At 40.5% G+C, this 21,252-nt stretch carries 16 protein-coding genes; 1 reads left to right on the forward strand and 15 read right to left on the reverse strand.

All coding sequences use genetic code 11. The features are described 5' to 3' along the window. Positions 1-214: 214 nt before the first annotated feature. Positions 215-1,906, forward strand: a complete 1,692-nt coding sequence (locus IJI01_RS09165; RefSeq protein ID WP_292189120.1) for a methyl-accepting chemotaxis protein — start codon at positions 215-217, stop codon at positions 1,904-1,906. A 205-nt stretch (positions 1,907-2,111) separates the two neighbouring features. On the opposite strand, the gene IJI01_RS09170 is transcribed toward IJI01_RS09165, so the two are convergent. The 15 genes from IJI01_RS09170 to IJI01_RS09240 all read right to left on the reverse strand — a co-directional run bounded on the left by IJI01_RS09170 (position 2,112) and on the right by IJI01_RS09240 (position 21,243). After that, positions 2,112-3,308, reverse strand: coding sequence for a GGDEF domain-containing protein (locus tag IJI01_RS09170; RefSeq protein WP_292189123.1), 1,197 nt, complete (start codon positions 3,306-3,308; stop codon positions 2,112-2,114). A 132-nt stretch (positions 3,309-3,440) separates the two neighbouring features. Beyond that, positions 3,441-4,322, reverse strand: coding sequence for a sortase domain-containing protein (locus IJI01_RS09175; RefSeq protein ID WP_292189126.1), 882 nt, complete (start codon positions 4,320-4,322; stop codon positions 3,441-3,443). A gap of 344 nt (positions 4,323-4,666) precedes the next feature. Beyond that, positions 4,667-6,313 (reverse strand): cellulase family glycosylhydrolase, encoded by a 1,647-nt coding sequence (locus IJI01_RS09180; protein WP_292189129.1) that lies wholly within the window; start codon positions 6,311-6,313, stop codon positions 4,667-4,669. 145 nt (positions 6,314-6,458) lie between these two features. Then, on the reverse strand, positions 6,459-8,246 hold the full coding sequence (locus IJI01_RS09185) for a methyl-accepting chemotaxis protein (RefSeq protein ID WP_292189132.1): 1,788 nt from the start codon (positions 8,244-8,246) through the stop codon (positions 6,459-6,461). Positions 8,247-8,468: 222 nt separating this feature from the next. Beyond that, positions 8,469-10,640, reverse strand: coding sequence for a hypothetical protein (locus IJI01_RS09190; protein WP_292189135.1), 2,172 nt, complete (start codon positions 10,638-10,640; stop codon positions 8,469-8,471). Positions 10,641-10,683: 43 nt separating this feature from the next. Continuing rightward, on the reverse strand, positions 10,684-11,910 hold the full coding sequence (locus tag IJI01_RS09195; RefSeq protein ID WP_292189138.1) for a protoporphyrinogen/coproporphyrinogen oxidase: 1,227 nt from the start codon (positions 11,908-11,910) through the stop codon (positions 10,684-10,686). Continuing rightward, the gene (locus IJI01_RS09200; RefSeq protein ID WP_292189143.1) at positions 11,898-12,620 is read right to left on the reverse strand and encodes a glycosyltransferase; all 723 of its coding nucleotides are present in this window, start codon (positions 12,618-12,620) and stop codon (positions 11,898-11,900) included. The genes IJI01_RS09195 and IJI01_RS09200 overlap by 13 nt, the downstream gene beginning before the upstream one ends. A gap of 69 nt (positions 12,621-12,689) precedes the next feature. Further along, positions 12,690-13,565 (reverse strand): L-serine ammonia-lyase, iron-sulfur-dependent, subunit alpha, encoded by an 876-nt coding sequence (gene sdaAA, locus IJI01_RS09205; protein WP_292189146.1) that lies wholly within the window; start codon positions 13,563-13,565, stop codon positions 12,690-12,692. Positions 13,566-13,589: 24 nt separating this feature from the next. Then, on the reverse strand, positions 13,590-14,258 hold the full coding sequence (gene sdaAB / locus IJI01_RS09210) for an L-serine ammonia-lyase, iron-sulfur-dependent subunit beta (RefSeq protein WP_292189149.1): 669 nt from the start codon (positions 14,256-14,258) through the stop codon (positions 13,590-13,592). 7 nt (positions 14,259-14,265) lie between these two features. Then, positions 14,266-15,057, reverse strand: a complete 792-nt coding sequence (locus IJI01_RS09215; protein WP_292189152.1) for a response regulator transcription factor — start codon at positions 15,055-15,057, stop codon at positions 14,266-14,268. A 38-nt stretch (positions 15,058-15,095) separates the two neighbouring features. Further along, a complete protein-coding gene (locus IJI01_RS09220) occupies positions 15,096-16,856 on the reverse strand; it encodes a sensor histidine kinase (protein WP_292189155.1) in 1,761 nt (586 codons plus the stop codon). Between the two features lie 92 nt (positions 16,857-16,948). Next, complete coding sequence (locus tag IJI01_RS09225) at positions 16,949-17,797, reverse strand: carbohydrate ABC transporter permease (RefSeq protein ID WP_292189158.1); 849 nt, start codon at positions 17,795-17,797, stop codon at positions 16,949-16,951. A gap of 2 nt (positions 17,798-17,799) precedes the next feature. After that, a complete protein-coding gene (locus IJI01_RS09230; RefSeq protein WP_292189160.1) occupies positions 17,800-18,714 on the reverse strand; it encodes a carbohydrate ABC transporter permease in 915 nt (304 codons plus the stop codon). Positions 18,715-18,825: 111 nt separating this feature from the next. After that, a complete protein-coding gene (locus tag IJI01_RS09235) occupies positions 18,826-20,184 on the reverse strand; it encodes an ABC transporter substrate-binding protein (protein ID WP_292189164.1) in 1,359 nt (452 codons plus the stop codon). Between the two features lie 318 nt (positions 20,185-20,502). After that, entirely contained in the window at positions 20,503-21,243 is a 741-nt protein-coding gene (locus IJI01_RS09240) for a YjjG family noncanonical pyrimidine nucleotidase (protein ID WP_292189167.1), read from the reverse strand. Between the last annotated feature and the right edge of the window lie 9 nt (positions 21,244-21,252).

The following is a 21,252-nucleotide window of genomic DNA, read 5'->3' on the forward strand; positions in this document are numbered from 1 at the left end:
GTCCCCTAGGACCACCTTTGTTTTCTCTCTATATCTAGTGCCTCAAAAGCCCAAACTACATCATATTCAAAGCGCTCTGAAATGCCATATTTTCTTTATATAAATTTAATTTATTTTTCAAAAATACTATCGTTTTAACAATATATTATGTTCGTTTTAATGGTATGATTGTAATTGAGCCGCACACTTTTCCAACCTTAAAAGGAGGTTCGAAATGAACAGTAATATGGAAGAAAAAAGTAGAAAAATGTCCCTCAAAATTTTCCTGACCGGCCTTGTAATGATATCTCTGATTCTCATTGGTGGTCTTATTACAACTCTTGCAGTAGTTAATCTGCGCCGTGGTATGGAAGACGAAGTTGAGCAGGGTGTTAAAGCTACTTGCCAGACCTATGCTATGGTACTTCAGTATACACACGACATAGACGATGGTTCTACAGATAAACTCGAAATTGATATGCATAATTCAACCGGTTATGACTATACATATTTCGTTGGTGATACCAGAGAACGTTCCAGTATTGAAGGTGTTATAGGTACAAAGGCAGGCGATGCTGTTATCGCTGCTGTTCTAAAAAACAAACAGAGCTATCAGGCTAAAAACGTCGTTATCAACGGTGAAAAGTACTATGTTGCTTATGAGCCTCTCACTGATGATACAGGCGCTGTATATGGCATGGCATTCGTTGGTCTTAAAAAGATCAACATCAGCACCTACATCACTAACCGTGTACAGACTATGATTATCCTTGCAGGTATTCTCATTATCGCCTTCACTATTACAACAATCAGATATGTCCTTAGCATTGTTGGCGCCCTTGATGAAAACGTTAAAGCAGTTCGTAAGATGGCTACAGGTGATCTTGATATCGAACTTAGCGCAAAGGTTAAGGATCGTGCAGACGAACTTGGCGAAATGTCTTCAGCTCTTTTTGATATGGCAGAGAAAATCCGCAGCGTTATCGGAAATGCAAGAGTTTCTTCTAATGAGGTTGATAACTCCGCTGGCTATCTGAATGAAACCGTTAAAACAATCTCAGAGACAGCCGAAAATGTTACTACTGCTGTTGCTCAGGTTGCAAGTGGTGCTTCCAGCCAGGCCGAATCTCTTCAGGAAGCAGTTGAAAACGTTAATGACATCAATGACGCAGTTCATTACATCATCGAAAATACAGATGAGATGCAGACTATCGCTGATACAATGCAGGAGAACTCACAGGCCAGCCAGGATAAGCTGAATGAGCTTCGAACCTCAACAAGAGATAGTATTGCTGCAATTGATGGCATTGTTGAACTTATTAAGAATACTAACACTGCTGTTACAACAATCAGTGAAGCAGTTGCCATTATCGATGCTATCGCTGCTCAGACAAACCTCCTTTCTCTTAACGCAAGTATTGAGGCAGCAAGAGCCGGCGAAGCTGGTAAAGGCTTTGCGGTAGTTGCTGATGAGATCCGACAGCTTGCTGATCAGTCTGCAGACGCTGCCAAGAATATTCAGGAAGCTATGAAGGGTCTTGCTTCTGACTCCAACAAGACTATGGAAGAAGCAGGAAGTGTTCAGGAAGCAATGAGCAACCAGCGTAGCACGATTCACAGAACTATCGAGCAGGTTGACATGCTCATCGAAGATATCAACAAATCTATCTCTCTTACTAAAGAGATTGTTAAAAACGTTGATAGAACAAATGCGGCAAGTACAAGCATTTCAGAGACTATTACCAGCCTTTCAGCTATCTCTCAGGAGAACGCAGCGAGTTCAGAAGAGACACGTGCTTCTATGCAGAATCTTTCTGAAACAATGGATATTCTGTCCGATAAGGCAAGCGGCCTTAATGATATTGCAAAAGAGCTTGATGAAGAGATGGCATTCTTCCGTGTTGAAGGCGAGCTGGTTACTGAATAAATCATATACTAATCATTCAAAATTACGTAAGGACGGGCATTTCAGATGTCCGTCCTTCTTTAATCCCTATTATTATTCCTCTTGTTGTAATTCAGTTATGATGTTCTTCATCAATCCATATTGTCCTCTTACAATCATAGCAGTAGTACTGATACTGGTGCTGACTAAACCAAATAAAACCACTAACCCCGTCCCCATGGTCCATTTAGCGATTTTTCTTTATTTCCTTAAGCATGTTTACGAAGGTGCCTGAATCAGCGTGACGAACTTCCTTGTCCTCATAGAGGGCAGCGTCAGCCTTTTCAATTGCCTGCTCGTAGTTTATGTCTGAAGAAGTGCAGCTGTATATGCCCATGCTAAAAGAAGGAATGTATTCCAAATCCTTATCATTTTCAAGGGCTGACAGCATACGCTCCCTAAAACCATCAAATACGTCTTTTCCTTTTCCTGCGACTATGAACTCATCGCCGCCCCATCTGCCGCCTATGGCATTTCTGGAATCAATGGATTCTCTGATAGAATTGGCAAAAGAAATAAGTACTTTATCCCCTTCATCGTGACCAAGAATATCATTGATATTCTTAAAAAAGTCCATATCTATCATCATAATGGCAAAAGGATTCTCTTCACTGCATTTGCTGATCTCTTCAGCCATGAAATCAGTCATACGCCTGCGGTTATAGAGCTTGGTCAAAGCGTCTGTATAAATCTGTGAATCCTGAAGCTCTGCAAATAGCTTGAGAACAACAGGGATAACGCACAGCTCTATTGCTGGAAGATTAAGAAGGAACCCGATTAGAATACCACTTACAGTAAATGCCAGGATAAAGATAATCTGGCTTCTATACTTTTTCTTTTCCATCTTGGTTCTGGCTCTTCTCTTGTTATGTATGGAAATAGCCGTCGCATAGATAAGATATGCATAGTCAAGAAGCAGTACTACTCCAATCATAGGCTTAAAAACTGCTGTTCCACCTGTAAGCTCATAAGCATATACATGAAGTGGTGTAAGGAATAATATGAGCACAATAGCAAGAGGTATATGTATCAGAATTTTCCATATAAGTATTGCCCTATCGCTAGATGGCTTCTGTAGATTAGCAGATACATGCATAAACCAGAAATAACACGAGAAGGTCATAGACACGAACCCGGCAGATATAACAAGCTTAACAAACAGCTCTGGAAAAGCGGTGTAGAACCCATCGCCAATAAGGAGTCTGAAGTCCACCAGAGCATATACCATATATGATATCAGCATACCCTTGAATGCTCTTACTTCTCTCTTATTACCAATGCTCTCATTGGTCTTAAAATATATTATATTAAGCGAAATCAGACATACCAATATAATCAAAAGAATAAATGGCTTAATCTGCATTTCAATAGGGATCATCGTCATATCAGTTCTCCAAACACCTCAAAAGAAATTAGTTACTATATTATTATATTCTATTATTGCAAACTACTCTACTATACAAAAAGACCATAATCACGTTTTAATTTACGCAATTATGGTCTGTATATCTTTTAGTTATTCAACTTCTACAGCAAACATTACGAAGAATAAGGTGTCCGATTTAGTACATGTAGAAAGAGTTATAATCTTGTCATCTACAGTTGGCTCTATGCCTGTATCTATGTAGGTCTTGTACTCGATAGTATCAAGGAACTCTCTCATATTCTCAGGATTTGCTCCGCAAACATCATAGATATATGAGTTCTTGGGAACATCCATGAAAGCAAAGAGCATATAGCGTCTTGTGCCTTCAGGAGTGATGATTTGGAAGTACTTGTGATTTTCAAGAAAGCCAAGATCCTCTTTATATGTTCTAAGCGCACCGAACATAGTACGGTTACGCATGTTGTGTCCATAAATAATTGAATTAGCATCGCTAAAATCAGAAGTTGCCCTATAATCCAGGAAAAGAGATCCAGTTTCAGAATCATTACCTTCGTAGTCCTTGATGGCATACTTGGAATTATCTCCAGCCTGCATAATAGGATAGCTAAGGCGGTCATCTTCAAATGAGAGCCATGCTACTGTATCAGGATACTCTGCCATAAACTTAGCAAGATCTTCATTAGGAAGAACTGCAGCCCCTGTACTTACTTCTGTAGTCGCTTCTGTACTTACTTCTACAGTTTCTTCTGTCACACTTTCATCAATAGAAGCTTCATCAGAAGACTCAGTAGCTACTGCATTCTCGCTCGCTTCGCTGGTAGCACTAACAGCAGCTTCCACCAGCTTAATGGTTTCTTCCTTAGCAGCAATCATCTCTTCAACAGAAATAGTCTCTACGATTTCCGTTCCCATATCTTCCTTCTCAGAAGCATTGACCATGCGGTCATTGTACAGAAGATGACCTAATGCAAATACTATCGCAATCACAACCAGTGCAACCACCGCTACCATTTTGAAATTCTTGCGAAAGCCCTTAAATATGCTGGCAATTAAAATTGCAAATATCTCAAAATATATAATGAACGGAACAAGCTTTCTATGCTTATTATTAAATTTCTTAAAAGACGATATAAGGTTCTGCATCGCTCTAAATCCACACCTTTTCTATATTTACACCCCTCATCAATAAGCACACAGCTATTGATTTTATCTAAAAAGGAATATAAAAGTCAATGAAAAATATTTCCAAATTTTTACCGATTATCGAAATACCATTTGTACTACATGCTAGGTATGTTTTTTAACGTCAAATAGGGCAGTCCATTCGGACTGCCCTTAGCCTTAAAATCGCTTATTTACTGAACTGTAACGTTAACAGATGTTCCAATAGAGCCTGAACCCTGGATACCGAAATCTACAGATGCTCCTGGCTCAAGCGATGAGTTCCATGACATAGGAGTGATTACGTAATAACCACCTTCCTCTGCGATGTTTACACACCAGCTGGAATCGATCTTAACTTCACTCTTGCTAACCTTAACTGTCCATGTATCTGTTCTGGAGCTTGATTCATTCTTAACCTTGATGAGAACCTGATAGCCTGAACACCAGTTATTGATTGTGTATTCAGCCTTAAGTCCGCCTGTTACAGGTGTTGGCTCTGGATCTACAGGAGTAGGATCAACCGGGTCTGGATTCACTGGAGTAGGATCTACTGGATCTGGATCTACTGGAGTAGGATCTACTGGATCTGGATCAACTACTGGATCAGTAGAAGGAATCTGCTGACCATTGATTGTAGCAGGAGTTCCATCAACATGCTTCATGATAGCACTGATGATTTCAGGATCTGACCACTGAAGAGAATTTCTGTCGATATATCTGTGGCACTCACCATCTGAACCAGCTGAATTGTTCTGGTAGATGTTGTTGTCCCAAAGAACCATAGCAACGTTGCTGTACTTGGAAGCTGTTCCCCAATAGTAATCAGCCCACTTAACACGCTCTGCTGTGTTATTTCTGTTAGTAGCACTTGTCTCGCCTACAACTACAGGAACATTCCTTGAAATGAACTTAGAATTAAGATCATTAAAGAATGAATCGATGTCGTACTTGAGGTTATCATCAAATCTTGTAACATAAGTGTCGCTTGCAAGAGCGAAATAATAAGGAATGTACGCATGAACTGAAAGGATCAGTCTGTTGCTGGCTGAATCATTAGGAAGCTTAAATCCATCTGTCATACAGCCTTCGATTGAAGCATCATAACCTGGAACCATAACGCATCTTGTTGCGTTGTTTCCGCCAGTTGCTCTGATAGCATCAAGCGCAACCTGATTGTAATCGTTAATGCATGCAACAGCTTCTCTGATGTCATTACTTGGGTTATTTCTAGGGAACCACCACTCTTCGCTGTGACCAACAAGTCTAGGCTCGTTCATGGTCTCAAATACGAGGTGATAATCATAGTTCTTAAACTCATTTGCTATCTGTGTCCAGATTGACTTGAAATATTTCTCAGAACGACTCTTGTTCGCATTGTTAGGAACATAGAAGCAGTAATCTGAGTTGATATCATGGTGAGAATTGAGGATTACATACATATCATTAACGATACAGTAATCAACTACTTCTTTTACCCTCTTCATAAAGAAATCAGGAATCTTATAATCAGAACCTGAAGTATACTGTCCCCATGATACAGGAATACGAACTGTGTTAAAACCAGCCTTGGCAACTTCATCAATAAGAGCCTTGGTTGTAGCAGGATTTCCCCAATAAGTCTCATTTGAGCTGGTGTATGGGAAATTATAGCTCTGTCCATAAGAATCCAGGCTGTTACCAATATTCCAACCAACTGTCATATCTGAGACAACCTGCGCAGCAGTCTTGTCTGTTCCACCTGCTGCATAAACCGTACTAGCCGGTATCGCCATAACAAAAACAAATAATGCTAAAACAACTGTTAATACCCTTTTAATGCATTTTGAATTGTGCATCATAAGCACCTCCCATATATTTTGTCGCGACATATATAATTATTAACGAAAAAACGGAATTGTCAATAATATATTAACAATTCCGTAATATTTTCGTAAATTATTCAACTTTATTCGTTATTATCTGAAAACAATTGCAATCGTAATATCAGATATTAATGAACTGCTTAGTACTGTCATTGAGCTTACTTGTAACGTCATTATTAGTATCCATAGCAGAACTGATACCTGTAATCTCATCAACAATATCCTGTGAATGACCAGCAGATGTATTAATTGCATCTGATGCTTCATTAACAGAAGAAGAGATTGAAGTAACTGAATCAGCCATCTGTTCCATAATCTCATTCAGATTCTGGGTCTGCTCTGAAATACCATCAAGCATCTCATTGATAAGTCTAGCTGTCTCTTCATATTTCTCACCAGTATCAACAAATGCATCATAATCAGCAAGTACTGTTGTATTGATGAATTCAAGCACCTGCATAGCGTTATCTGCAAGGGACTTAACTGCCTCAGTAACTTCATTACTGATGTTCTGGATATTACCGGCTGTCTGGCGGGAGTTATCAGCAAGAGCACTGATTTCCTGCGCAACAACTGCAAAGCCCTTACCAGCTTCACCCGCTCTTGCTGCCTCAATAGAAGCATTAAGAGCAAGGAGGTTAGTCTGTGATGCGATATCAAGAATTACCTTAGTAAGCTCATTGATCTGTGATACCTTCTCACTATCCTTAACAGATTTCTCAAGTACTCCTGAGAGTTCTTCCATCTTGGAGCCTGTGTTATCCTTCTTAACCTGAGCACCATTCTTAATCTCGATAGCCTCTGCTCTGATTTCCTCAGCCTTGGCTGTACCATCTTCAACGCCATTGTTGATGTTACCAGTAGCATTCTTAACATCATCAAGCTTATCATTCATTACATTTGCTGTATCAGATACATTCTGCATACTTGCTGACAATTCCTCAAGTGCTGCAGAAGTATTAGTAATATTGTCTCTAGCCAGAACAATCTGGTTAGTCATATCCTCAGAAGACTCTGTAAGTACAACTGTACCATCTTTAACTTCTCTAAGGATTTTCTGAAGAGTCTCAATAAAAAGGTTGAATCCATTTTTGATATAAACAAGCTCAGAAGCTGTATGGGTCTGAACTCTGACTGTAAGATCACCCTTATGATTCTGGATATTTGAAATAATATCGTTGATCTCGTCAGCCATCTGATTAACCTTTTTACCAACCATCTGGTAGTTAAAGAAAAGGAATGCAACAATGAAAATGATATATACAACCATAAGAACATTTATAACTGCAATAGCTGCGTGCGTTCTGTTCTCAACAGTCTGATGAGATTTTTCTTCAACAAGAGCAACTTCTTCATTAAGTATTGCCAGCTGATCCTTCATGTTTGCAAGCTGAGTTGAAGCATCACCATATACAACCATAAGGATTGAATTGACATCGCCAGTTCCAGCCGCAGTAATTACATTTTTGTAGCCTTCTCTATATGGCGTATAGTTATCCTGTAATGTCTTAGCAGCCTCTACAGCTGTAGCACTGCTATATCCAGCCGTATTAAAGGTGGACACAATTCCCTCTACAGCACTATCCATCTCTGTGATACACTTCTCCATTTCAGGAATTTTCTGCTCAACCTGTCCCATTGCCTTAATAGTGTCATACACAGAAGCAAGCGCAAATCCGTCATTATCCAGGATTCGCATGTCTACCTCAAATACTCTCATATCGTTCATAACGCCTTCTACAACTGTAGATGTAGCGATAGAAGTACTTGTCATCTGATTCATCTGATTCACAACGATAAAGATTGAAACTGCAAACAGAATTAGCAGTGCACCATATGAAACAGCACTCATACCTGCTACAGTCTTGATAAATGGAATTTTCTCCTGTTTATTATTGTTAGAAGCCATTATTTCTCTCCTTTTCCCGTGACACGCTAGTAATGTCATTCGTTTAAACGCACAATAATACACTTATAACAATAAAATTCTACACCACAATTTGATTGCAAGCTATACGATTAATCGTATTTTTATAGTATTTTGTAATTTTTAATCTTTACAAAAAATCCCCTTGGTTTCTGCCTGTCCAAGGGGATTTCATAATACTGATTCAAGATATAAAAGCAAAAACTAATTCAACGAAATAACGCAGTATTTCCTGCCATCTACAACATTATTTGTAATTGCTTCATTTATGCTGGCATCATAAATTCCAGCCTCTACCATGGCTGTAGCATCTGATGAAAGAATACACATCTGATTACTGCCATGGTATCTCTCTCGCAGTGACTCCATGGTATCATCAGGACTAATCGTGCCTTCCACAACATCTGCCCTGTAGTACTGTGATCTGTAATCCAGTGTACTAAAGATCACTACGCTTCTATCAGGGATCTCTGCATATTCCTCATCCCAGTTCATCTGAACAATATCGTAATAAGGAAGCTTATTGGTACGAATATGCTCTGTCTGATCACTCCATGCAAAGATGCAGATAAAGCACATAACAGTTAGTAAAAGCCCATTCCTCACTCGCACATCTCTCATCTTGCCATGCAAAAGACCTGCAATACCGAGAGTTAACAGGAAAGTAGCCGGAGCAAAAAATCTGTAGTAGAAAGTATCCATTGAAGAGAAATAACGGATAACAATGAACATTCCGTAATATACAACGCCGGTTGTAATAAGTACTGACTCTCTTGATAATCTCTTGGCATTTCCAAGGATAAAAACAACAGCAACAATTATCACAAGAAATACTATCAGCACACTCTTTCCGTAGGGCAAGCCAGCAATATAAGCTGGTACCTCGGTATGGAAGATATTGAATATTTCAGCCAAAAGAGCTTTCACAAGGTCATTAGTTAATGACTGATAATCATCCCACCACATTGACCTTGATACTCCGGAGGGCATTCCATTCTGAATCTTGTTATTAAGAAGATACAAAATACACATACATCCTGAAACAAAAGCTGTAATTCCAAGATAAATAATCTTCTTAAAGTCACCTTTTTTGCTGCCCCAGAGCTTATCGATCAGAAGAATCAGCATATAGAGCCCTATTACAAAATAGGTGAACATTCCAAAATATCTTGTAAGGAAGCATAAAAAGGCACTTGCACCAAGAAATACATGGCTAATAGCCTTATTCTCGCCATCTGCCAGCACCCTGTGAAGGCTAAGGGCAAATAACACCATAAAGATAATAAATGGGAGCTCGCTCCAGGAATACCAATACAGATACATAAGCCCCAGATTGGTCATAAAGAGCGCATAAAACCACGCATCCTTTTTGTAAGTGAACCTGAGTATCAAAATAAGCACACCTACAAGTATCATCGACAAAATCTTGGAAGCTGCATACACTTCCATTCCTGTAATCTTCATTACCAAAGCTATCATAGCAGGATACAGAATCGGCCAGTTGGCAAACCAGGTGTTGTTATAACCAGCAAGACCATCGTAGTGGAATCCATTTCCAACCACCATATTGACGGCTTCTCTAAGGTAGCCTGCTGAATCAGCACTAATATTGATTCCCTCAAGATATCCATTTATCCATATAGAAAGACAAAGAGTGATATACAGCACGCATAAAAAGATATCACTTCCAACAGACTCAATAGCCTTAAGCTCTGGTAGCCTACGAAGCGTCATAACACACTTACCATAGCCAAAAAGAATCAGACAGATAAGAGCTATACCTACAAGCACCGTAGTAACTCTGGAATAATAGAAAACATCCGCATAGGTAAGAGCCTTATCAGAAATAATAGAAGTTCCAAGGGAAATGCCTGTATCAGCCCCTTCTACCTTCTCATAAAATGGCAGCACCTTATTGGTAGCATCTATCTGAGTTTTGATAAAATAAGGACTGCAACCTTTTGCATTAATAGATAGCCTATAGTCTTTGCCCTTTTCCATGTAAAAATCAGGGCTGCCTATATTAGTCCATTCACCGATAACTACAGTAGATTCATCCATGACTGTTGTCCAAAGCTCATTTCCAGAAGCATCAGTTAACCTGAACTCTATGGTTCCTTTTCCTGCAGGATCAGTATTAACAAGAACAACATTCATACTGCCAAGATAAGTATCTTCCTTGGCTACAAGCTCCAGATTAAGAATATCTCCTTCATTAACTTCTACATAAGACGGAGTATCAAAAAGCGGAGGATGAACATCCTCCGACTTATTATGAAGTCCAGTTTCTCTGCCCAGTATAATCTGAGCAAAGCATGTCAGCGCTACAACCAACACGCATAAAAGTATCTTAGTAACCTTAATCTTATTCTTCATACGCTACTAAGCTCTCCCCTTTCAAATCTCAATTCATCAAACCTCAGGCCCTGATAAGCTCGTCAGCAAGCTTCATAGCCCTTTCCATTACAACATCTGAGTTATAATGCTCATGTTCGCCCCATCTGCCAAGGCCGATAACGCCCTTAGACTTAGCTTCCTCCAGAATAAAGCTTATCTTCTGTGGCTTATCTATTGTGTTAAGCGGATAAGCATATTCATTCATATATGCATAATTACCAGCCCACTCAGAATCCGCATAGGCTGCTGTTCTCTTTTTAACAGTTTCAACCCAATAGCCCTTGGAGTCGGGACAGAAATTGCATCTGCACAAAATACGGTGATATGGCTTCTTTTCATCTGGCACATATACCCAGTGAGCAGGTGTCTGAGGATCCTCATCCACGTATCTGATCTCCACTGCTGAATGCTTAAGTGCAGAAACTGCGTTCTTGAACTCATCAGATACTCCAACCACTTCAAAGCTATCCCATGGAATCGTAGTAATTATCTTATCTGCCTGTATCTTTCTGCCGTCATCACAAGTAATTACTCTGTTCTCAAGGTCAACCTCAGCTACAGAAAGTCCCGTAACCACATTTTCCTTCATGCTGTCAGCAATTCTGATGAAAGCCTCGCCATATCCATATTCCTTGGGATAATAGAACTGTGCATGGCCTGGCTGAGTACCAAACATCCTATGCTCCTGACAGGACCTTAATGTATCCTCATAGCTTACATTAGGGAGCTTCTCAAGCCAGTATGTTCCAAGCTCATCAAGAGTATCAGAGAACATTTTGCCATTATATGGTAGCATATAATTATCAGCTATCTCATCTCCCAGCTTCCATCTGATCCATTCTGTGAAAAGAACTGGCTTCTCAGCCCCGGTATTACAGCCGGCATTCTTAATTGACTCAAGATATTTATCCTGATATTCCTCTGGAAGCTGCCAGATATTGGCCTCAAACGGATGATTTATCTCCATGCCATGAATGCTGATCCTGGAATCTCTGTCAAAAGAATTCCACTCTTTTTCCTCAAGAAAACGGAAAACAAATTCACATACAGCTGGTCTTCTAACATCAAGAAAATGGCCGCCACCAATATCAAGTGGCTTGCCATCTACTGTTTCTGATCTGCAGAGTCCACCTACAGTGTCCTCTTTTTCTATTACAAGAAAGTCTCTTTCTCCCAGGTCAAGGAGCTTTCTTCCAAGAGTAAGTCCGGAAGGACCCCCACCCAGTATCAAATACTTTACTTTTTCCATATGTACCTTTCGTGCTTTTTAAGCTTAAATAAGATTTCGAGAGCTTCTACAACAGCCTTGGGCTTAAGTCCTGTAGATGAGCCTACATAGTGGATCGGCACTTCTATGCAGTTAAGGTTTCTGCAATAATAGCGAAGCTCAGTCTGATACATATGCCCTGTAGACATAATCTGGTCCAGATTGATGTTCTCAAGTACATGTCTCTGGAATGCCTCATAGCCACTTGTCATATCCTTAAGCTTGGTTCCAAGAACCACGTTGGCAAGAATAGTTCCACCACCGCTAAGTATTCGTCTATATAAAGGAAGGTCGCTTACACCGCCTCCCTTAATGAATCTGGAGCCCCATACACAGTCATAGCCTTCATCAAGCTTGTCCATATACATGGGAATCTGCTTGGGATCATGGCTAAGTCCGCCGTCCATCTCAATAATTCTGTCTGCCCCATCCAAAAGAGCCTGTCTATAGCCTTCAAGGTAACAGCTGATAACTCCCTTTGACTCCTTATAGTAAATAAGCTTGATCTTGGGGTTATTCTCTGCCTTTTCTCTTATGATCTTCTCTGTATCATCCTTGGAATAATCATCTATTACCGGATAGTAATACAGATTCTCATAAGGAAGTGCCATTATCTCATCTATGACCTGTGCCATAGTAGCTGCCTCATTGGCTACGGGCATTACTATGATGGTCTTCTTGTCATTACACATTTTCGAATATCCTTTTACTTAAATTCAACGCTTCATTTTATCACACTGACATAAACCAGTCCAATAAAGTTAGCCAAATACCTGGTCTCTCAGTTTCTTGCCTGTTGGAGTAGCTGCAAGACCTCCCTTGGCGGTCTCTTTAAGACTCTTAGGAAGGCTATCTCCAACCTCTGCCATTGCATCCAGACACTCATCTGCTGGAATCTTGGCATCAAGCCCCGCAAGTACCATATCCGCACTAGAAAAAGCAATCATCAGACCTGAAGCGTTTCTCTTAATACAAGGAATCTCTACAAGACCTGCAACCGGGTCACATACAAGCCCCATCTGGCTCGAAATAGCTATAGCCAGAGCATCTGCGCACTGAGATGGGCTTCCGCCACCAAGCTCTACAAGAGAAGCAGCCGCCATAGCCGCAGCGCTTCCGCATTCTGCCTGGCATCCACCCTGTGCTCCAGCTATACTGGCTCTACTGGCTATTACCATACCAAAGCCAGCAGCAGTAAACATACTCATCACTATATCTTTTACATCGTACTCTTTGTCCTCATAAAGGCTAACAAGACATCCAGGAAGGATACCACAGCTACCTGCTGTTGGGGCTGCCACAATCTTGCCCATGCTGGCATTACAGCATGACGCAGAAAGAGCCCTTGCGATAGCCTTAGTCATAAAGCTGCCGCTTAGGCCTCCATTATTCCTGGCATATTCATTCATAAGAAAACCTTCGCCTCCAGTAAGACCTGAAGTAGACCTCTGATTCTTGTCCATTCCAGCCTTAACTGATTCTCTCATTATCTGGAAGCTTTCTTCCATCTTCTCATATATCTCGCGCTCGGATTTCTCCATGCACCTTGCCTGGTCCTCCAGAACGAGCTGGCTTATCTTGATATCTCTTTTCTCAGCTTCCAGGACCAGTTCCTGTATTGATTCATATTTAAGCATTACTACCTCTACTTCTTGCTGCGATCACACGCGTCTGATCAAAATAGCATTTTTGACATGCTCTATTCCTCTTATCTCATCTACCAGTTCCTCTGGTGGCTGATTGTCTATCTCGATAGTCATGATAGCATCTCCGCCCTTCTCCTGTCTGGACAGATGGAAATTGGAAATATTAAGATCCTCATGTTCAAAGTGCATCATATGGGTTACATTTGCGATAACTCCAGGCTTATCCTCATGCATGACAAGAATCGTATTGTTATCTCCGTTAAACTCTACATTCATGCCATTTATCTGATTGACCAGAATATTGCCACCACCTATGCTGGCTCCCTGCATAGTTCCTTCAGTCCCATCCTCCAGATAGAACCTTACAACCGCTGTATTGGGATGCGCATCCTTGATATTCTCCTTGGTAAAAGAGTAATTGATTCCTCTTTCATCTGCTATTGTCAGAGCATCCCTTATCTCAGGAGAATAGCTCTTGTAGCCCATAATTCCTGCAAGAAGCGCTTTATCAGTTCCATGCCCCTTGTAGGTCTGGGCAAAAGAACCAGAGAAAATAATCTCAACCTTATTAAGCTTCCTGTCATCAATAAGCTTATTAACTACATTTCCAAGTCTCACAGCTCCTGCTGTATGAGAGCTTGAAGGTCCGATCATAACGGGACCTATAATATCAAAAACATTCATAAAAACCTCATGCACCTGTTTTGTGCACTGTCATCTTGCCGCCAAAGCTCTCTGCGTTAACGTAATCAGAGTAACTCATTCCGGCGTACTTTTTAAAACATCTTCCGAAATAGTTTGGATCAGGAATACCAACCTCTGCAGCCGCCTGATACATCTTGTGTCCATTCCTTGCTATATCCATGGCTTTGGTCATTCTGATACCGGTAAGATATTCGATGAAATTCTTGCCGGTGTCCTGCTTAAACTTTCTGGATAAATAGCTGGAACTAAAGCCAAAATGCTGTGCTATAAAAGCCAGATTAAGCTTGGGATCACCATAGTTTTCTTCCACATATGCCTTGATAGTATCTGTGGAATCGGCTTTGGAAGATGCCACTCCATCATTTGCCTTATTATCATCCCAAAAATCAGGAGAATTATCAAGCTTTCCTTTAACTCTCTCCAAAACCTCTGTAATCTCCGCTCTGACCATTGGTTTGAGCATATATTCAAATACGGGAAGGCTCACACATTTCCTTGCATATTCGAATTTGTCGATGGCTGTCATGATAATGATAACCAGATTCGGATATCTGCCTGTGGCAACCTGAGTGAATTCAATTCCATCCATAAATGGCATTGAGATATCTACAAATGCTATATCTGGCCTGAGCTCATCAATTGTATTGATAGCCTCGATACCACTGGCTGCTTCCCCAACAACCTCCATGTTAAGACTATCCCAGTCTATGGAAGCCCTCATTAGTTTCCTGGCTGACTGCTCATCATCAATTATCATAACCCTGTATTTTCTATCCATACCTACCCCACTTTATGACTCGAAACCACCTATGATACCTATTTTGCCTTAATTCTGAATTCTATCTGAGTGTATTCACCTATCTCACTCTCAATCTTAACTATATCCTCTTCACCTTCAAATATTCGGATTCTCTGGATCGTACCCCAAAGTCCAAAGCTATCCGCTTCTGATCTGCTGTCATTTTTCTCCGTAGAAAGAATATCATCAATTTCTTCCTGACTCATACCAACGCCGGTATCTCTGACAGTCAGATAAAGCTCTCCATCCTCAAGTCTGCTACTGATCCTGATAATACCCTTCTCGCCCTTCTGCCTGATACCATGATAAATACTGTTCTCAACCAGTGGCTGCAATATCAGCTTGGGAACCACCACCTGAAGCGTATCCTCAGCTATATCATACTCATCATCCATGATGTCCCCATATCTTAGCTTCTGAAGAGCCAGATAATCTTTAACTATCCATATTTCCCTGGATAATGGAATCTCCCTGTCGCCCTTACTAAGGAAATTTCTGTAAAAGCTTCCCAAGGTTTCAAGTGCATCGTGAACCTTTTCTGCCCCTGCATCCAGCGCCATATAACCAATTGTCTCTATGGAATTATAAAGAAAATGTGGCTTGATCTGTTCCTGCAAAACCCTCATCTCTGCTCGCTGCAGCGTTTTCTCTTTTTCTATGAGAGTATCAATAAGCTCATTGACATGATCAATAAGGCTGTTATAGTCCTCCTTGAGCATTTCAAGCTCGTCCGAAGGCATATGTGCATCAACCTTTTTAAGCTCTCCTGTCTTCTTGTTCTTGTCCATGGATTCTGACAGCAAAAGAACCGGATCAGTAATGTTCCTCCTGATAAATGTGCTGACAAAGAATACCGTAATGATAAAGATGAGCAAAAGAGCTAACAAAACGTAAATAATACTAAAAGGAATTCCTTCTGTACTATAGGGTGCAAGCCTCATGACAATAATGGGATAATCACTGACTCTTGTGGTAGATAAGAGCATCTTGGCCCCATTATAGTCAACATCTTTATATTTAATGCATCCCTGGGCTATATTGCCATCAAAGAACTGTGTGTAACTACTATTTCCTGCAAGGAATGTACCATCCTCGCCCATGATGCAGATATTCCTGTATCCCAGCTGTGACAGCATCTTGTCAAAAAGGCTGGTGGAGATATTCATCAGCATAACTCCCTTTCTCTCCTGGGAGTCTATGTCATATATAGCTCTGGCAATTGTAACAACTGGCCTGTTATCAGCCTTGGAAGCCACATTGTTGCTGTTAAGTGTTACTATGGCGCTTCCTCTTCCATCGTATATATCTTTTCTCCACTCATCACTGTTCATGAGCTCGTAGTCATAGTTATATGTAAATCTGTTAGTCGCAACCATTATCAGATCTTCTCTGAAGATCATGACACCGTCCACGCTCTCAGTAACATTCAAAACACTCATAACGCCGTATCTGGCATCATTGATCATACCAATATCAACTCTGTCAGCATCGGCCCTAAGAAACTCAACCAACCTGTCCTCAGTCATGACAAGCCTGGAAAGCTCTATGTATTTACGAACATCAGAATAAATATTGCTGGAAAGAGTCTTCAGAACGCTCTCAGACTCTCTTTTACAATAGTTCTTCTGCTCCTTATCTGCTATATAGTAGGTGGAAATAATAAAAGAAATGGTAACAACCAAAATAAGACCGAGTATCCCCTTCTGCAGACTGGCAGACAAAGACACTCTTCTCTTATGGCTACTCTTTAATTTGCCAAAAGAAACCTCTCTCCCCATAAATTCCCCAAACTCCCTTACACAAAAAAGATACCACTTTTTGGCCGTTTATTAAAGTAAAACAGCACAAAAAGTGGCGTCCAAGTGGGTTCTTATCCTTTCACAGCTCCCGCGATGAAACTAGCCTGTATCTTACGACTGAGAAATAGATAAACTATGAGAGTAGGGAAAGTTGCAATCACAAGTGCTGCTCCAATCGGTCCCCAATCCGTTGTATGCTGGCCTGAAAGAGCCTTAATACCAACCGGGAGGGTTCTGTGGGCCGAATCGGAAATGAATACATTGGCAAACATGAATTCATTCCAGCACTGGAGGTATGAATATATTCCAACCGTAGATACAGCCGGCTTCATCAGCGGTAATATGATGGTAAAAAATGTTCTGAAAAGTCCGCAGCCATCGATTCTGGCAGCCTCATCAAGAGCATAAGGAATCTCAGACATAAAGCCTGTGCAGATGAGGATAGCCATTGAAAGTGCAAACGCTGAATAAGGAATAATAAGTGTTGAATATTTGTTGAGCCAGTGAGCTCTACTCATTACTACATATACAGGAACGATAGATGCCTGAATAGGAATCGTAAGTCCCAGCATAAAGAATGCATTTGTGAGCCTACTGAATCTCCATTTGATTCTGGTGATAGCATAGCAGGCCATCATAGCTGCCATAATGGAAATAGCTATAGCCAGTGTTGTTACAAGAATACTGTTAAAGAAATACAGTCCCATATTTCCTGTATGAAGAGCTGTTGTGTAGTTGGACCAAAGCCACTCTTTTGGGAGTCCAATTATGTTTTCACCAAATATTTCTTCGTTTGACTTAAGAGAAAAAGTAAACATGAAATATATTGGGAAAAGATTTATGATAGCCCAGATAACCAAAAACACATCAATAATGATCTTGATCACGGGATTTTCTTCTTTTAATGTGTAACTTTCCATATTTATACATCCTTTTCTCTAAATGCTGCAGTTATCAGTAGTGCAAAAGCAAAGCAAAGAAGTATCAGCATTACTGAAATAGTACTTCCCATTCCATAACGGTTTCTGAGGAATAACATGTTCTCCAAAAGTGTACTTGGAACCTCTGTTGACTGGAATGGACCACCTTCGGTAAGGATACGAACAAGGTCGTAGGTCTTAAGTGATCCGGTTACAGCAAAGATAACGCTTACTCTGAGGATTGGCTTGATAATTGGAATAACCACGTATCTGTCAACCTGCCACTTTGTTGCGCCATCAAGCATAGCTGCTTCTCTAAGATCAATATCAACACCCTTAACACCTGCGTACATCAGGAGCATATGATAGCCTACATACTGCCATACTGTTGGAACAATGATACTTCCAAGAGCAGTCTTGATATCTCCTACCCATACATGCTTCCAACTACTAAGGTGAACAGCATCAAGGAATCTGTTCAGGATACCATAATCAGGATTGTAAATTTTAAGCCATAACTGACCAATAACAACTGTTGAAATCAGTACCGGCATAAAGAATATAGAAAGAAAGGCTCTTTCTTTTCTGCTTTCACGTCTTCCCAGTATAAGAGCCAGTCCAAGCGCCAGAGGCAGCTGAATAAACACTGAGAAAAACGCCAATATAAGAGAATTCTTAAGAGAATTCATGAATTTGATAGAACCATTTGTAAATAATTCTATATAGTTGTCAAAACCAATAAATGTTCCCTCGGAAAAACCATTCCAATCGTACATACTTCTGTAAACAGAAACAGCAATAGGTGCGATCAGGATGCTTACAAAGAGAAGGAGTCCTGGAAGAAGAAATACGAAAATAGCAAGCCCCTCTTCTATTTTCCGCTTTTTCTTCTCATTTTTAACCTTATTATCACTCATACCAATCCTCACTCAAACAACCCACTTGAATTCTTTTTTATAAAAGGTCCTTCCCTACTTCCAACGCGGAAGCAAGGAAGGACCTGAGAGATGGAAATTTAGTTTATGCTTTTATCTTATTTCTTTTGCAAGACCTTCGATGAACTGGTCGCCGTTTACCTGGCATCCATAAACCTGATCTACGTATGAAAGATATGTGTTAGCATCATCAGCGCTCATAGCTGTATCTCCGAAGAGTACGAATGTATCAGCGTTTGCACAGATCTCAGCAACTGTCTGTGTAAGAGGGTTAACTGCACTTGTGTCACCATAAGGTGTCCATGCTGGAAGTCCACATCCATCAAGGTAACCATAGTGGCAGATGAGCTTACCAAGCTCCATAGCGTACTTAGCAGCAACCTCTGCGTTAGGTGAAGATGCAGCAACTGCAAGCGTGTCTGAAGGTCCACCGATGAGCTGTCCAAGCTTAGCCTTGTCAGAGTTGATAACTGGGAACTCAGCAACCTTAACCTTAGGAAGGAACTCTTCGTTAGAAGCAAAGTCAGCGCAGTTCCATGTACCATTCATGTAGAATGCATATTTGCCAGCGATGAAGTTGTTCTTAACTTCGTCATTTGTAAGGCCGATTCCTGAAGGATCGAAGTAACCATTGTTAACGAGCTCCTGGAATGTATCAACAGCAGCGCCAACCTCAGCGTTGTTCCATGTATCTCTTCCAAGGAAGATGTCGTTAAGAGCATCAGCACCAACGCTCTTCTCGATAACTGACTCAAGGTACTCTGTTACGCACCATGTCTCTTTACCAGCGCATCCGAAAGGAATGATTCCTTTTTCCTTAAGAGCATCACAGCAAGCGATGAACTCTTCGTATGTGCCAGGAACTTCTGTGTAGCCAACTTCGCCAAGAAGATCCATGTTAGCGAAAAGACCAACGATGTTCATTGTTGTAGGAACGCCGTAGTGTTTTCCATCATATGTTGTGTTACCAAGCATGTTCTCTGGAAGCTCTGAAGCAAACTCAGGATAAACATCATCAAGGCAATATACCTTACCAGCGTCTACGAAATCACCAAGGAATGCACATGACCATGTGAAGAAGATATCAGGCATTTCGTTAGCAGATACAGCAGCTTTGATCTTTGTCTTGTAAGACTGATTCTCGAAAGCTTCCCAGTTAAGAGTGATGTTAGGATACTTCTCTGCCATCTCAGCGATAGCTGCTTCATAAGCGTGACGGTTTGAGTCACTCTCAGTAGCGATACACCACATGTTAAGTGTGATAGGCTCGTCTGTTGCAGCTGCAGCTGTCTCTGTTGTCTCTGTCTTAGTCTCTGTAGTAGTTGTTTCTGTCTTAGTTTCTGTTGTAGCAGAACCTGTGTCAGTTGTTGCAGCTGGAGTAGCACTTCCGCATCCGAACAAAGAAAGTGTCATGATGCCAGCCATAACGATTGAAGCAATACGTCTCTTCATTTCAAACCTCCCGTAATTTGAATAAGAAAATTGTTTCGCGACTACGTCGCTTGTTCATAACTAAAATATAAAATATTTGTGAACTATATTGAATGTAAATCTTTTACATCATTAAGCATTATTTTTACTTTTTCACAAAAAAATATCATTATGCATCAGATTTTCGGTCTAATTGCATAATGATATGTAAATATTTGATGTGAAAGTAAAAATTTTGAACATAAATATGACGGATATTATTCAATTATGAGGTGGCTTTATTGTCACAATTGCTATCCATGTGCGCTACTAATGACAGGATTTCCTTTGATAACAACATTAACTTCTTCCAAGAATTCCTGCTATCTCATGTAAATCTTTTATCTCATGATCAATAGTAACCCCGTGATCATTGACCATTCCCTTTGGGTTATACCAGCAGGAAATAAGCCCTGCATTATTGGCGCCTCTCATATCACTTGTAAGAGAATCGCCAACCATGAGGATCTCTGAAGGCTTAACAGGACCAAGATACTCTCCTCTTATATCAGCTTCGTTAGCCTCAAGCCACTTATCCACTTCATCAAGTGCCACATCAAAGAAGCCTACAGCTGGTTTCTCTATGCCAATTTCCTCTGATATAAAGCAAAGATCAAAGAGCTTATCAAAACCTGAATTCAAAAGCTTACCGGTCTGGGCCTTCTTGGTTCCATTAGAAGCCATGCACTGAAGATATTTGCCCTTAAGGCCCTTAACAAGCTCATAGGAATCATCCCTAAAGCAGATTGTCTCTCCAAGAAGTTCCTGATATCTGTCATTAAAAGCTGCAGCTATAGATGTATCAAAGCCCTTAAGTCCAAAGAATTCTCTAAATCTTCCTTCCAGAACTTCCTGCTTCTCCATCTCTCCACGCTCAAGAGCCTGCCAGCGTCTTCTATTAATTACCATATATTCAGAGAGCATTTCATCAGTAAACTCTCCAAGACCAAACTCCCTGAAATCCGTAGTAAGAGCTTCTTTTTCTGCCACATCAAAATCCAGCAGTGTATTATCAAGATCCCAAAATATTGCTCTGATCATTTTTAACTC

It is taken from the genome of Butyrivibrio sp. (genome assembly GCF_017433805.1).
Lineage (GTDB): Bacteria > Bacillota > Clostridia > Lachnospirales > Lachnospiraceae > Butyrivibrio.